Origin of the sequence: Streptomyces sp. YS415 (assembly GCF_023544665.1) — a bacterium.
Classification (GTDB): Bacteria; Actinomycetota; Actinomycetes; order Streptomycetales; family Streptomycetaceae; genus Streptomyces.
Window position 1 is genome coordinate 200,457 of record NZ_JAMJFL010000010.1, and the last position, 14,415, is coordinate 214,871.

Annotated in this window: 12 protein-coding genes; 4 read left to right on the forward strand and 8 right to left on the reverse strand. The window is 72.5% G+C overall.

Going from position 1 to position 14,415, the window contains the following annotated elements:
* Positions 1-7 precede the first annotated feature (7 nt).
* The 4 genes from M8H82_RS15620 to M8H82_RS15635 all read right to left on the reverse strand — a co-directional run bounded on the left by M8H82_RS15620 (position 8) and on the right by M8H82_RS15635 (position 4,906).
* Positions 8-268, reverse strand: a complete 261-nt coding sequence (locus M8H82_RS15620) for a type B 50S ribosomal protein L31 (RefSeq protein ID WP_250074264.1) — start codon at positions 266-268, stop codon at positions 8-10.
* 33 nt (positions 269-301) lie between these two features.
* On the reverse strand, positions 302-772 hold the full coding sequence (locus tag M8H82_RS15625) for a DUF5709 domain-containing protein (RefSeq protein WP_250074266.1): 471 nt from the start codon (positions 770-772) through the stop codon (positions 302-304).
* Positions 773-1,175: 403 nt separating this feature from the next.
* Positions 1,176-2,993: an ABC transporter ATP-binding protein gene (locus M8H82_RS15630; RefSeq protein WP_250074268.1), complete on the reverse strand. Its 1,818-nt coding sequence runs from the start codon at positions 2,991-2,993 to the stop codon at positions 1,176-1,178.
* On the reverse strand, positions 2,990-4,906 hold the full coding sequence (locus M8H82_RS15635) for an ABC transporter ATP-binding protein (protein ID WP_250074269.1): 1,917 nt from the start codon (positions 4,904-4,906) through the stop codon (positions 2,990-2,992). Before M8H82_RS15635 ends, M8H82_RS15630 begins: the two co-directional genes overlap by 4 nt.
* A gap of 269 nt (positions 4,907-5,175) precedes the next feature.
* On the opposite strand from M8H82_RS15635, the gene M8H82_RS15640 reads away from it, so the two are divergent.
* Positions 5,176-6,807: a peptide-N4-asparagine amidase gene (locus M8H82_RS15640; RefSeq protein WP_308293257.1), complete on the forward strand. Its 1,632-nt coding sequence runs from the start codon at positions 5,176-5,178 to the stop codon at positions 6,805-6,807.
* Here M8H82_RS15640 and M8H82_RS15645 read toward each other — a convergent pair.
* Positions 6,794-7,240: a MarR family winged helix-turn-helix transcriptional regulator gene (locus tag M8H82_RS15645; RefSeq protein WP_250074271.1), complete on the reverse strand. Its 447-nt coding sequence runs from the start codon at positions 7,238-7,240 to the stop codon at positions 6,794-6,796. The genes M8H82_RS15640 and M8H82_RS15645 overlap by 14 nt on opposite strands.
* Positions 7,241-7,332: 92 nt before the next feature.
* On the opposite strand from M8H82_RS15645, the gene M8H82_RS15650 reads away from it, so the two are divergent.
* Both M8H82_RS15650 and mltG read left to right on the forward strand, forming a co-directional pair.
* The gene (locus tag M8H82_RS15650; RefSeq protein WP_250074273.1) at positions 7,333-9,135 is read left to right on the forward strand and encodes an ABC transporter ATP-binding protein; all 1,803 of its coding nucleotides are present in this window, start codon (positions 7,333-7,335) and stop codon (positions 9,133-9,135) included.
* Positions 9,136-9,178: 43 nt separating this feature from the next.
* Positions 9,179-10,027 carry an endolytic transglycosylase MltG gene (mltG, locus tag M8H82_RS15655; RefSeq protein WP_250074274.1) on the forward strand — a complete coding sequence of 283 codons (849 nt, stop codon included), beginning with the start codon at positions 9,179-9,181 and terminating at the stop codon, positions 10,025-10,027.
* Positions 10,028-10,039: 12 nt separating this feature from the next.
* On the opposite strand, the gene M8H82_RS15660 is transcribed toward mltG, so the two are convergent.
* Both M8H82_RS15660 and M8H82_RS15665 read right to left on the reverse strand, forming a co-directional pair.
* Entirely contained in the window at positions 10,040-11,110 is a 1,071-nt protein-coding gene (locus tag M8H82_RS15660; RefSeq protein ID WP_250074277.1) for an NAD(P)-binding domain-containing protein, read from the reverse strand.
* Positions 11,111-11,154: 44 nt separating this feature from the next.
* Positions 11,155-11,874 carry an ABC transporter ATP-binding protein gene (locus tag M8H82_RS15665; protein WP_250074280.1) on the reverse strand — a complete coding sequence of 240 codons (720 nt, stop codon included), beginning with the start codon at positions 11,872-11,874 and terminating at the stop codon, positions 11,155-11,157.
* Between the two features lie 191 nt (positions 11,875-12,065).
* Between M8H82_RS15665 and M8H82_RS15670 the strand changes: the two genes are divergently transcribed.
* Positions 12,066-12,488, forward strand: a complete 423-nt coding sequence (locus tag M8H82_RS15670; RefSeq protein ID WP_250074281.1) for a secondary thiamine-phosphate synthase enzyme YjbQ — start codon at positions 12,066-12,068, stop codon at positions 12,486-12,488.
* A gap of 203 nt (positions 12,489-12,691) precedes the next feature.
* Here M8H82_RS15670 and M8H82_RS15675 read toward each other — a convergent pair whose 3' ends face one another.
* Complete coding sequence (locus M8H82_RS15675; protein WP_250074284.1) at positions 12,692-14,200, reverse strand: SulP family inorganic anion transporter; 1,509 nt, start codon at positions 14,198-14,200, stop codon at positions 12,692-12,694.
* Positions 14,201-14,415: the final 215 nt, after the last annotated feature.

The window sequence follows — 14,415 nt, forward strand, 5'->3', positions numbered from 1 at the left end:
TTGCCGGTCAGGTTTCTTCGGCGCCTGCCCCGCCGTAGCGGCGCTCGAAGCGGGCGACCCGGCCCTCCGAGTCCACCGTGCGCGCCTTGCCGGTGTAGAAGGGGTGGCTCTCCGAGGAGATCTCCACGTCCACGACCGGGTAGGTCTCGCCGTCGTCCCACTCGATGGTCTCACCGCTGGTGGCGGTGGACCGGGTGAGGAAGGCGTAGCCGGCGGCGCGGTCCCGGAAGACGACCGGCTGGTAGTCGGGGTGCTTGTCCTGCTGCATGAAGGCTCCTCGCGGGCTGTCCTGGCGGCTGCGTCAGCCGGGCAGGGACTCCTCGTCGACGATGTGCATGGCGGCCTCCTCGGCCGAGGCTGCGGCGCCGTCGATGCCGACGTCCGTGGCGACCAGCGCGGGCTCGTCGTCCTCGCGCGCCCCTTCGTCGGGGGCGACGAGGCGGCCGGAGCGGGCGGCACCGACCTCGTTGTCCAGCAGTTCGCCGTCGGTGCCCTCGCAGTCGCCGAGGCCGTCGCCGTCGGGAGTGGCGAGATCGGGCAGCTCCTCGGCGAGCCGCTGGTCCAGCGTCTCCCCCCGGTGGCGCTCCGCCGCCGTCACACCGTTGTGCTCCACCGCCCATGGCCGCTCCGGCGGGGACCAGCCGCGGTCGAGAGGATCGTCGACGCCGTCGTTGTCCAGGGTGTCCTCGGCGTCGAGCAGTCCCGCGTCGTCCTGGATCTCGGACGCGTCGGGCTGGTAGACGTCGTCCCCCCATCCGTCGGCGCTGTTCACGGGTACCTCCAGGTGGTGGGGACGGGCCCGTTGTCACTGCGATCGGCGACAGGCCGGCACGCGGGGCACTGGCTGCGCCCGACGTGTGCCGCATGCTTCCCGGGTGCTCCCCGAACCGGTGCCGCTATCCAGCCTTCCACCCCTTTTCACCCCAGCGCAACGGCACAGGTCCGGGGCGGGCGAGAAGGGCCTGCACGAGCTGCCCTCGGGCCGGTCGGACTGCGGCCCGGGGAGTGCGGGCGGCAAGGCCGGGAGGGCGGGGGCGATGCACAGCGGTGCCGGGAGACGGGGCGAGGCCCCGCCCGGGACACGTGCACCCGGACCCGGGGGCCCGCACGGGACGTGTGCCGCCGGACCTGGCCCCCGCCCGGGTGTGCGCGTCCGGCGTTCGCGGTCGGTGGGATCAGCCGTGCCAGGACTGCCAGAGGGCCGCGTACGCGCCCTTCGCCGCCACCAGCTCGTCGTGGCTGCCCAGCTCGCTGATGCGCCCGTTCTCGACGACGGCGATGACGTCGGCGTCATGGGCGGTGTGCAGGCGGTGGGCGATGGCCACCACCGTGCGGCCCTCCAGGACGCGGGCCAGGGAGCGTTCCAGATGGCGGGCGGCCCGCGGGTCGAGCAGGGACGTCGCCTCGTCCAGGACCAGCGTGTGCGGGTCGGCCAGTACCAGCCGGGCCAGCGCGATCTGCTGCGCCTGTGCCGGGGTCAGCGCGAAGCCGCCCGAGCCGACCTCGGTGTCCAGGCCGTCGTCGAGAGCGCGGGCCCAGCCGTCCGCGTCGACCGCCCCGAGCGCCGCCCACAGCTCGGCGTCGACGGCGTCGTCCGCCACCCCCGCCTTCGACGGCAGCCGGGACTGGGGGAGGGCGAGCAGCAGGTTGTCGCGCAGGGAGCCCACGAAGACGTGGTGCTCCTGGTTGACGAGGGCCACGTGCTCGCGGACCCGTTCGGCAGGCATCCGGGACAGTTCCGCGCCGCCGAGGGCGATGCGGCCCTTCCGGGGGGCGTAGATCCCGGCGAGCAGCCGGCCCAGGGTGGACTTGCCCGCGCCGGAGGGGCCGACCAGGGCCAGCCGGGTGCCGGGAGCGACCTCCAGGGACACCTTGCGCAGGACGTCCACGCCTTCGAGGTAACCGAAGTGCACCCGGTCGGCGTGGACGTCACGCCCGTCGGGAGCGAGCGAGGCGTCCCCGGCGTCCGGCTCGATGTCCCGGACCCCGACGAGGCGGGCCAGCGACACCTGGGCGACCTGGAGCTCGTCGTACCAGCGCAGGATGAGGCCGACCGGGTCGACGAGCATCTGCGCGATGAGCGCGCCCGTGGTCAGCTCACCGACCCCGATCCAGCCCTGGAGCACGAACACCCCGCCGAGTATGAGGACCGAGCCGAGGACGGTGACATGGGTGACGTTGATGACGGGGAAGAGCACCGAGCGCAGCCAGAGGGTGTAGCGCTCCCAGGCCGTCCACTCCCGCACCCGCTGCTTGGACAGCTCGATCCGGCGGTCGCCGAGCCGGTGGGCCTCGACCGTGCGGCCGGCGTCCACCGTCTCGGCCAGGGCGGCGGCGACGGCCGCGTAGCCGGCGGCTTCCGAACGGTAGGCGGCGGGCGCCCGCTTGAAGTACCAGCGGCAGCCGACGACCAGCAGCGGTACGGCGACCAGCACCGCGGCGCCCAGGGGCGGCGCGGTGACCACCAGTCCGCCCAGCAGCAGGGCCGCCCACACGACGCCGATGGCCAGCTGGGGCACGGCTTCCCGCATGGCGTTGGCCAGGCGGTCGATGTCGGTGGTGATCCGGGACAGCAGATCGCCGGTCCCGGCGCGTTCCAGTACGCCGGGCGGCAGCCCGACGGACCGGACCAGGAAGTCCTCGCGCAGGTCGGCCAGCATCCGCTCGCCGAGTATCGCGCCGCGCAGCCGCACCTCCCGGACGAACACCGCCTGGATGACGAGCGCGACCAGGAACAGCGAGACCGTGAGCTCCAGATGGAGCTCGCGCGCCTCGTCCGACACCCGCTCGACCAGGCCGCCGAGCAGCCACGGCCCGGCCATGGAGGCCATGACGGCGGCCGTGTTGACGGCGACCAGGAGCAGGAAGGCCCGGCGGTGCCGGCGGAACAGTTCGGTCACGTAGGCGCGTACGGTGGCCGGGGCGCCGACGGGCAGGGTGTTCGCCGTCGTCGGGGCGGCGGGGTCGTAGGCCGGTGGCGCTACGCCGATCATGCGCTCTCCTCGATTTCTTCCAGTGCGTCCAGCCGTGCGGCGCCGGTCTGCGGGGCGTCGTCACCGAGCCGGGATCCCCGGCCCCCCCGCGCCTCCGCGTTCTGCCGCGCCTCCGCGTCGAGGCGGGACTCCAGCCCCGCTCTTGCCCGCGCAGCGTCCCGCAGCGCCGTCTCCTCGTCCGTCTCCCTCGTCACCACGGCCCGGTACAGCGGCTCCTTGTGCAGCAGCTCCCGGTGCACACCGACCGCCGTGACCTCGCCCTCGTGGACGAGGACGACCCGTTCGGCCCGGTCCAGGAGCAGCGGCGAGGAGGTGAACACCACGGTGGTGCGCCCCGCGCGCAGCTCCCGGAGGCCCTCCGCGATCCGTGCCTCGGTGTGGGAGTCCACGGCCGAGGTGGGTTCGTCGAGAACGAGCACCTCCGGGTCCGTGACCAGGGACCGGGCCAGGGCCAGGCGCTGGCGCTGGCCGCCGGACAGGGACCGGCCGCGCTCGGTGATGAGCGCGTCCATCGGGTCCGCGGCGTCGAGCGAACCCTGGGCCAGCGCGGCCAGTACGTCCGCGCACTGCGCCGCCGCCAGCGCCTCGGCCGTGCCGACCGCGCCCGAGTTGGGCACGTCCAGCAGTTCGCGCAGGGTGCCGGACAGCAGCACCGGGTCCTTGTCCTGGACGAGGACGGCCGTGCGGGCGGTGTCGAGCGGCAGCCCGTCCAGCGGCACTCCGCCCAGCAGGACCGACGTGCCGGCCTCGGAGGGGTGGCCGCCGAGCCGTTCGGCGAGGCGTCCGGCCGCGTCCGGGTCGCCGCACACCACGGCGGTGAAACTCCCCGCGGGCGCGAGCAGTCCGGTGGCCGGGTCGTACAGGTCGCCGGACGGCAGGTCCGCCGCGCGCGACCCGTCGGTTCCCCGGTCGTCGACGGCCCGCTCCAGCGACAGCACCCCGGCGGCCCGCCGGGCCGAGGGGCGCGAGAAGGAGTAGGCCATGGCGATCTCTTCGAAGTGCCGCAGCGGATAGGTGAGCAGCATGATCGAGCTGTAGGCGGTGACCAGTTCACCCACGGCGATGCGGCCGTCCCGGGCGAGATGGACGCCGTACCAGACGACCGCGATCAGCAGCAGGCCGGGCAGCAGGACCTGGATCGCGGCGATCAGGGCCCACATGCGGGCGCTGCGCACGGCGGCGTGCCGGACCTCCTGGGAGGCGCGGCGGTAGCGGTCGAGGAAGAGTTCCTCGCCGCCGATGCCGCGCAGCACGCGCAGCCCGGCGACGGTGTCGGAGGCCAGTTCGGTGGCGCGGCCCGCCTTCTCGCGCTGGAAGTCGGCGCGCCGGGTGGCCCGGGGGAGCAGCGGCAGCACCGCCAGCGCCAGGACGGGCAGGCCGACCGCGACGATGACGCCGAGTGCGGGCTGGTAGAGCACCAGGCCGACGCAGACCAGCACGATGGTGACCGCGGCGGCGGTGAACCGGGAGAGGGCCTCCACGAACCAGCCGATCTTCTCCACGTCACCGGTGGAGACGGCGACGACCTCGCCGGCCGCGACGCGCCGGGTCAGCGCGGAGCCGAGCAGGGCGGCCTTGCGGGCGAGCAGTTGCTGGACGCGGGCCGCGGCGCCGATCCAGTTGGTGACGGCGGCGCGATGCAGGAAGGTGTCGCCGAGGGCGTTGCCGGCGCAGGCGACCGCCAGCAGTCCGCCCGCGAGGGCGAGCCGGCCGCCGGAGCGGTCCACGACGGCCTGGATGGCGAGCCCGACACAGAACGGCAGCGAGGCGACCGACACGAAATGCACCAGGCCCCAGGCCAGGGCCTTGAGTTGTCCGCCCAGCTGGTTCCGGAAGAGCCACCACAGGAAGCGGGGCCCCGAGCGGGCGTCCGGTACGCCTGGGTCGGGATACGGAAGGTCTTGAATCTGCATGACGTCCCAGTGGCTCGGGTCGGGGGGTGGGAGGGCGGCTGCCGCCGCGCGCTGCGGCAGCAAACCGTGACAGGTTCGCGTCGTAGCGTGGTCGGGGGCAACCGGTTTTTCCGCACAGCTGAACCGATTCGGCTGTCCCCCGGGGCACCACCGGACCCACGGGTTCCGCACGTCGCGGGCCCACGGCGGTACCGGCCCGCCCGCAGCCCCTCCCACCTGCACCACGAGGCGCCATTGCGCGGCCCTCAACCACCCCGTAGAACATGCCCATGAAGAGCCGGATGGTCATGTCCATGCTCGCGGGAGCGACCCTCCTCGCGAGCACGCTCCTCGGAGCGCACCCCGCGTCCGCCCGACACGTCGACGTCCCCGCCGAGTTCGGCTCGGACTGGCACGACCCGGTCACCGCCGCCCCACCCGTCACCGCGCCGGACACCAGGTCCTGCCGGGTCACCCTGGCCGAGGCGCAGTTCCGCGACTTCACGCCCTACCGCGGCACGTACACCCCGCCCGCCGGCTGCGGCGACCGCTGGAGCAAGGTCGTGCTGCGCCTGGACGGCACGGTCAAGGGCCGCCAGTACGACCGCCTCGGCCACGTGAGCGTGGGCGGAGTCGAGATCTTCCGCACCTCCACCCCGCAGCCCTCCCCGGACGGCATCGCCTGGTCCGTGGAGAAGGACGTCACGCGCTACAGCGACACTTTCCGCGAGCGCCAGGACGTCGAGATGCTCATCGGCAACGTCGTCGACGACACCCACACCGGCATCATCGACGTAAAGGTCACCCTGACCTTCTACACCGGCAAGCCCGCCCAAGTTCCCGACCGGGTCATCCCCTTGACCGACGGCACCCTCACCACCCCGCGCAACAGCGAGCGCATCGTCGCCGAGGTGTACGCCACCGGATCCGGCGGAGGTTGTGAGGAGTACTGGTATCTCACGGTGCCCGACCCGGCGCCGTACTCCTGCCGGGCCGCCAGCGGCCCCTACCGTGAGGTGCAGATCAGGGTGGACGGCCGACTGGCCGGTGTCGCCGCGCCGTTTCCGCACGTGTGGACCGGCGGCTGGTCCAATCCCTTCCTCTGGTACGTCGTTCCGGGACCGCGCGCCTTCGACGTCCGGCCGATCACGTACGACCTGACGCCGTTCGCCGGGATCCTCAACGACGGCCGCCCGCACGACATCCGGGTCTCCGTCGCCGGACTGCCCGAGGGCAGGCCCGGCTGGAGCGCCCCGGTCAACATCCTCGTCCGGCAGGACGAGGGCCGCGCCCACGTCACCGGCGCGCTCACCGCGCACCGGGACCAGGGCCTCGCCAACTCCTCGACGCACACGCCCGGTCCGGAGCACCGGGTGGACATCGGGAGCGGGCACCGGTTGACCGTCGCCGGGTACGTCGACACGTCGCACGGCCGGGTGACCACCACCGTCCGCAGGTCACTGGCGCACACCTCCGTCCATCGCTGGACCGACGGCGAGACCATGGACGCACTCGACGCCACCTGGCGCGACGACGAGTCGGTGACGGTCGACGGACCCGGACCGGCCAGGACGACGCGCACCGACCGGACGTACACGATGGACGGCACCACCACGCTCGGCGCGGACGACCGGCTGCGCACGGTGCTGACCCTCGGCGACCGGGCGTCGGCCGTGACCGCGCGCGACGGGCGGCGCACCGCCTGGTCGAAACTGGACGACACCTACAGCGGTGACGCGACCTGGACCGTGAACGTGCCGCGCGACCAGCGCCGCGCGGTGGGCACGTCGAGCGAGCACTACCGGCTGTACGGCTCGCACGTGCCCGGCGGCTGCCACGACCGCCGGCTGGCCACCGAGCAGGGCGTGCTGACGGAGGATCGCGAGGGCTGCCAGTCGCCCCCTGGGGTCAGCAGCGGTTGACGCCGCCGTCCACCAGGGTGTCCAGCAGTCCGCCGAGCACCTCGCGCTGGTCCTCCGTGAGCGGCGCGAGGATCTCCTGGGCCGCCGAGCGACGAGCCCCGTGCAGTGCGCGCAGCGCCTTGAGGCCGTCCTCGGTGAGCTCGATCCGGATCACCCGCCGGTTCGTCGGATCCGGCACCCGGCGCACCTTGCCGCTCGCCTCGAGGCCGTCGACCAGCGAGGTGACGGCCCGCGGAACCACTTCGAGACGTTCGGCGAGGTCGGCCATCCGGGGCGGCGAGGGATAGTGCGCGAGCGTGCGCAGCAGCCTGGACTGGGCCGGGGTGACGCCCAGTCCGGACTGCTCGATGTGCCGCTTCTGGATCCGGTGCACACGCCGGGTGAACCGCAGCAGTTGCTCGGCGAGCGGGCCGTCGGGATCTTGGGTGGTCATACGGGAACAATATCAGGACGTAGTTCATTGTGAGTATAGGTAACAATGAGCTAAGCTCCCTCAGTCTCCTCCTCACCCCTCCGTAGGAGCCCATGCATCCCGATCACGAACCCGTCTGGACGCCGCCGGCCGAAGCCGAGCAGCAGCCCCGGCAGGTGCGCCGCATCCTGCGGCTGTTCCGCCCCTACCGCGGACGCCTCGCCGTCGTCGGCCTGCTGGTCGGCGCCGCCTCGCTGGTGTCCGTCGCCACGCCGTTCCTGCTGAAGGCGATCCTCGACGTCGCCATCCCCGAGGGCCGCACCGGGCTGCTCAGCCTGCTCGCCCTGGGCATGATCCTCAGCGCCGTCCTCACCAGCGTCTTCGGCGTCCTGCAGACCCTGATCTCCACCACCGTCGGCCAGCGCGTCATGCACGACCTGCGCACCGCCGTCTACGGCCGCCTGCAGCGCATGTCGCTGGCCTTCTTCACCCGCACCCGCACCGGCGAGGTGCAGTCCCGGATCGCGAACGACATCGGCGGCATGCAGGCCACCGTCACGTCCACCGCCACCTCGCTGGTCGCCAACTTCACCAGCGTCGTCGCCACGATCATCGCGATGCTGGTCCTGGACTGGCGGCTGACGACGGTCTCGCTGCTGCTGCTCCCGGTGTTCGTGTGGATCAGCCGCCGGGTCGGCAACGAACGCAAGAAGATCACCACCCAGCGCCAGAAGCAGATGGCCGCGATGGCCGCCACGGTCACCGAGTCGCTCTCCGTCAGCGGCATCCTGCTGGGCCGCACGATGGGCCGTTCCGACTCGCTCACGCAGTCCTTCGCGGTGGAGTCCGAGGGCCTCGTCGACCTCGAAGTGCGCTCCAACATGGCCGGCCGCTGGCGCATGGCCGTGATCACGATCGTCATGGCCGCGATGCCCGCCGTCATCTACTGGACCGCGGGCCTGGCCCTGCAGTTCGGCGGGACGCAGGTCTCGATCGGCACGCTCGTCGCCTTTGTCTCGCTCCAACAGGGCCTGTTCCGCCCGGCCGTCAGCCTGCTCGGCACCGGCGTCCAGATCCAGGCCTCGCTCGCCCTGTTCCAGCGCATCTTCGAATACCTCGACCTGCCCATCGACATCACCGAGCCCGAACGTCCGGTCCACCTCGACAAGATCAGGGGTGAGCTCCGCTTCGAGAACGTCGAGTTCCGCTACGACGGTGAGGGCACCCCCATCCTCGACGGCGTGGACCTCGCCGTCCCCGCCGGCGGAAGCCTCGCGGTCGTCGGCCCCACCGGTGCGGGCAAGTCCACGCTCGGCCATCTGGTGCCGCGGCTCTACGACGTCACCGGCGGCCGGGTCACCCTCGACGGCGTCGACGTGCGCGACCTGGACTTCGACACCCTGGCCCGGGCGGTCGGCGTCGTCTCCCAGGAGACGTACCTCTTCCATGCCTCCGTCGCCGACAACCTGCGCTTCGCCAAGCCGGACGCCACCGACGAGGAACTGCACGAGGCGGCGCGGGCGGCGCAGATCCACGACCACATCGCGTCGCTGCCCGAGGGGTACGACACCGTGGTCGGGGAGCGCGGCCACCGCTTCTCCGGCGGCGAGAAGCAGCGCCTGGCCATCGCCCGGACCATCCTGCGCGACCCTCCGGTGCTGATCCTCGACGAGGCGACCAGCGCCCTGGACACCCGTACCGAACGGGCCGTGCAGGAGGCCATCGACGCACTCTCGGCCGACCGCACCACGCTCACCATCGCGCACCGGCTGTCCACGATCCGGGGCGCCGACCAGATCGTCGTTCTGGACGCCGGGCGGGCCGTCGAACGCGGCACGCACGAGGAGCTGCTGGGGCGGGACGGGCGGTACGCGGCGCTGGTCCGCCGGGACGCCCAACTGGAGCCGACAAGGTGAAAATATGCCGGGTTTGTGAGCTTTAGCGGGTTACCGTGCCCGCATGCACATGAACACTCCGTCACGGAGCACGATTCGTCTGACGCGCCGGGGCCGACTCGTCCTCATCGCGACCGGGGCCGTCGTGGCCGGCACCGCCGTGGCGGTGCCGCTGCTCAGCCTGGGCGGCGAAGAGGAGAAGAAGCCCACCACCCTGGTGATCCCGGAGGGCTGGCGGTCCGGCCAGATCTACCAGGCCGTCGACAAGGCGCTCGCCCTGCCCGCGGGCACCACCAAGAAGTCCCTGGCCAAGGCGAATCTGAAGCTGCCGAACGACGCCGAGGGCAACCCCGAGGGCTATCTCTTCCCGGCGACCTACCCGCTGGAACAGAACGGCAAGAAGGCGACGCCCGAGCAACTGCTGGCGTTCATGGTCGACACCGCCAACAAGAAGTTCAACGGCGCCCCGATCGCCGCGGGCGCCCAGCGCAACGCCATGAACGTCTATCAGGCGGTCACCATCGCCAGCATCATCCAGGCCGAGGCGGCGACCAAGGCCGACATGGGCAAGGTGGCCCGGGTCGTCTTCAACCGGCTGGAGCGCGGCATGCCGCTCCAGATGGACTCCACCATCAACTACGCCCTCAACCGGGCGACGCTGAAGACCACCGAGGCCGACACCCGGATCGACAGCCCCTACAACTCGTACCAGCGCATGGGGCTGCCCCCGACCCCGATCGACAACCCGGGCGAGGACGCGGTGCGCGCGGCGATCAGCCCCACCCCGGGCGACTGGCTGTACTTCGTCACGGTCAAGCCCGGCGACACCCGCTTCACCGCCGACTACGCCGAGCACCAGCGCAATGTCGCCGAGTTCAACCGCAACCAGCAGAGCTCGCCGAAGGCGAAGTGACCGGGCGGGGCATCACGCGGCCACCGGCTGCTCCTCGGCCAGCAGCCGCCTGATGTCCCGTACGGCCGCGCGGCCGGCCCGGTTGGCGCCGATGGTGCTCGCCGAGGGGCCGTAGCCGACGAGGTGGATCCGCGGGTCGGCGACCGTCCTGGTCCCCTCGAGGCGGATCCCGCCGCCCGGTTCGCGCAGCTTCAGCGGTGCCAGATGGTCGACCGCGGGCCGGAAGCCGGTCGCCCACAGGATGACGTCGGCCCGCACGCGCCGGCCGTCGGCCCACAGGACGCCCTCCGGAGTGATCCGGTCGAACATGGGCTGCCGGTCGAGCACCCCGTCCGCGAGGCCCTGCCGGACCGCGTCGTTCAGCGGCAGCCCGGTCACCGACACCACGCTCTTCGGTAGCAGTCCCCGCCGCACCCGCTCCTCCACCAGCGCCACGGCGGCCCGGCCCGCGTCCTCGTCGAAGGGGCCCTCGCGGAAGACCGGGGGCCGCCGGGTGACCCAGGTGGTCGCGGCCGCGTACGGGGCGATCTCCAGCAGATGCTGTGTTCCGGACGCGCCTCCGCCCACGACGACCACCCGCAGCCCCGCGAACTCTTCGGGCCCCGGGTACTGCGCGGTGTGCAACTGCCGGCCGCGGAAGCTCTCCTGGCCGGGGTAGCGCGGCCAGAACGGGCGGTCCCAGGTACCGGTGGCGTTGATCAGCGCCCGGGTCGACCAGACCCCGGCCGAGGTCTCGACGAGCAGCCGCCCGCCCTCGCCCTCACGCACCGCCCGCACGTCCACCGGCCGCCGTACCCGCAGGTCGAAGGCGCGCTCGTAGGCGGCGAAGTACGCGGCGATCACCTCGGCGGAGGGCCGCGCCGGATCGGCCCCGGTCAGCTCCATGCCGGGCAGCGCATGCATCCCGTGCACCTTGCCGTACGTCAGCGAAGGCCACCGGAACTGCCAGGCGCCGCCCGGGCCGGGGGAGTGGTCCAGCACCACGAAGTCCCGCTCCGGCTCGAACCCGGTGCGCCGCAGGTGGTAGGCGCCGGCGAGCCCCGCCTGCCCGGCACCGATGACGACTACCTCGGTGTTGTTCACCTTTCCACCAACCCCACGGCAGCCGGAGATCTTCCCGAGGGGGGTCAGGCGTCGTCGGCGCCGAGGCGGCGCAGGAGTCCGGCTCGCAGCTCGGCGCACCGGGCGTCGGTCAGGTCCCGGGGCCGGTCGAGATCGATCCGCTGCTCGTGGGTGATGACGCCGTCGTCCATCACGAGCACCCGGTCGGCGAGGAGTACGGCCTCCGTCACGTCCCGTGTGACGAGCAGCACGGCGCAGCGGCGGCGCTGCCACGACTCCTCGGTGAGCCGCTGTGCCGCACTGCGGGTCCGCGCGGACAGTGCGCCGAACGGGTCGTCGAGCAGCAGCAGATCGGGCTCCCGCATGAATGCCCGGGCGAGTGCCGTCCCTCGGGCCTCGCCGCCGACGAGGGTCTTGAGCCAGGCGGTCCTGCGGTGGCCGCGGCCAACCTCGGCGCGTGCGCGTGCGGGCCTGCCGGACAGGCCGCGCAGGACGTCTCGCCGGAGCCGTTTCCACGGCATCGGGCGAGGTGTCGGGAGGACGACGGCCTTGCGGCGCGGCACCAGCACCGTGCCCTGGATGTCGCGGTCGAGCCCGGCGAGGATGCGCAGCAGTGTGGACTTGCCACAGCCACTGCGGCCGAGCAGTGCGACGAACTCGCCCGGCCGGATCTCGAGTCGGAGCCGGTCGAGGACGGGACGCCCGTCGAAGGAGCGGGTCAGCTCGTCGACCCGCACGGCCTGTGCGGCCTTGATGGTCTTTGGCCGGTGCAGGTCGGTCGCCATGGCGTCAACAGCCTTTCGCGGCGGCAAGGGTGGGCTCGCGCCGGGGCGACGCAGCATGCGGCCGACCGTAAGAAGATGCCGCTGCCCCGGTCAACGGCGGCCCGCGGAACTTCATGCGGGTGTCACACTCGCGCGGTCACCTGCCGGGCTCCTGCGGCCGGATGACGACCGGATGACGGAGGATGGACGGCATGTCAGACGCCTTCACCACTCGAGTTCTCCAGGTCGCCTCCGGCTCCGCGGAGACCGTCATCGATCTCACCCGCGACTGCGAGGCCTTCCTCCGGGAGTCGGCCGGCGGCCGGGACGGCCTGCTGAACATCTTCGTCCCCCACGCCACGGCCGGCATCGCCGTGATCGAGACCGGCGCCGGCAGCGACGACGATCTCCTCGCCGCCCTGCACACCCTGCTCCCGGCCGACGACCGCTGGCAGCACCGCCACGGCAGCCCCGGCCACGGCCGCGACCACGTCCTGCCGGCCCTCGTGCCCCCGCACGCGACCCTCCCGGTGCTCAAGGGGAGGCTGGAACTGGGGACTTGGCAGTCGGTGTGCCTGGTGGACACGAACAAGGACAACCCCAACCGGCAGGTGCGGCTGAGCTTCCTGAGCTGAAAGAGCCGGACAGGCCGAGCAGCACCGGCCGCGCGGTCGGTGCGCCCCGCGTTCGCGGCCCCGGCATCCGAACCCTCACGAACCTTGCCGGGAACCGGCAATGCGCGGGCGGTGGCCGGTCGGGCACGATACCTCGCGGGGAGCACCGCGGATGGTTCCGGTGCCGGGCGCCGACCGGGTGTCCGGCACCGGAACCACGTCGGTCAGTGGCCGCCGGTGAGCTCGCCGCTGAGCCGCCGGTGCAGGTGGGCGCTGGGCTCGTTCAGGCCGGTGATCTCCACCCGCTTACCGCGCCGGGCGTACTTCGCCTCGACCATGTCCAGCGCGGCGACCGAGGACGCGTCCCAGATGTGCGCGGCGGACAGGTCGATGACCACGTGCTCCGGGTCGGTGGCGTAGGAGAAGCGGCCGACGAGGTCGTTGGACGAGGCGAAGAACAGCTCGCCCGTCACCCGGTAGACCACGCTGCCGCCGTCGGGGTCGGTGACGGCGGTGACCTCGGCGACCCGGGCGACGCGCCGGGCGAAGACGGCCATGGCGATGACCGAGCCGGCGACGACGCCGATGGCGAGGTTGTGGGTGGCGATCACACACGCGACCGTGACCACCATGACGGTGATCTCCCCCGCGGGCATCCGCCGGAGTGTCTTCGGGGCGACGGAGTGCCAGTCGAAGGTGGCGACCGACACCATGACCATCACCGCGACCAGCGCCGCCATGGGGATGCCGGAGACGACCGGTCCGAAGACGATGCACAGCACCATCAGGAACGCGCCCGCCAGGAACGTCGACAGCCGGGTGCGGGCGCCGGAGACCCGTACGTTGATCATCGTCTGGCCGATCATGGCGCAGCCGCCCATGCCGCCGAAGAACCCGGTGACGATGTTGGCGACGCCCTGGCCGACCGACTCCCGGGTCTTGGAGGAGGTGGTGTCGGTGATGTCGTCGACCAGCTTGGCGGTCATGAGCGACTCCATCAGGCCGACCAGCGCCATCGCGAGCGCGTAGGGGGCGACGGTCGTCAGGGTGTCCAGGGTGAACGGCACGTCCGGCAGACCGGGCACCGGCAGCGCCGACGGCAGCTCCCCCTTGTCGCCGACCGTCGGCACCGCGATCCCGGCCGCGACGGTGAGGACCGTGAGGACGGTGATGGAGACCAGCGGCGCCGGGATCACCGTGGTGGCCCGCGGGAAGAACACCATCAGCGCCAGCCCTGCCGCGAGCAGCGGGTAGACCGGCCAGGGCACGTCCGTCAGCTCGGGCACCTGCGCCATGAAGATCAGGATCGCCAGGGAGTTGACGAAACCGACCATCACGCTGCGCGGCACGAACCGCATCAGCCTGGCCACGCCCAGGGCGCCGAGGACGATCTGGATGACACCGGCGAGGATGACGGCGGCGACGAGGTAGCCAAAGCCGTGCTCGCGGTTGAGCGGGGCGATGACCAGGGCGACGGCGCCGGTGGCGGCGGAGATCATGGCGGGCCGGCCGCCGACGACGGCGATGGTGACGGCCATGGTGAACGAGGCGAACAGCCCGATGGCGGGGTCCACCCCGGCGATGATCGAGAAGGAGATCGCCTCCGGGATCAGCGCGAGGGCGACCACGAGACCGGCCAGCACCTCGGTGCGCAGCACCTTCGGATCGGACAGCCACGACGGACGTCGGCAGCCGCGCAGCCAGGCGGCAGGCGACGGTACGGAGGAGGGCAAGAGGAAGGGACCTGTCGTGCTCGGGCACACCCGGCGGCAGGAGCGGGCAGGCGGCGGAAGGGGTACGGCGGAGCCGCTCGCCCGGTCAGGGGCGGCGGTGCGAAGACCGGGCGGCACACGGGGGCTTCGTCGGCCCCGGCGCGGCGGACAGCCGGTCCGATGACCTGGGCAAGCCTACCTTCTACGGCCGGACCGGCCGGTCGCTCCAGCCCCCT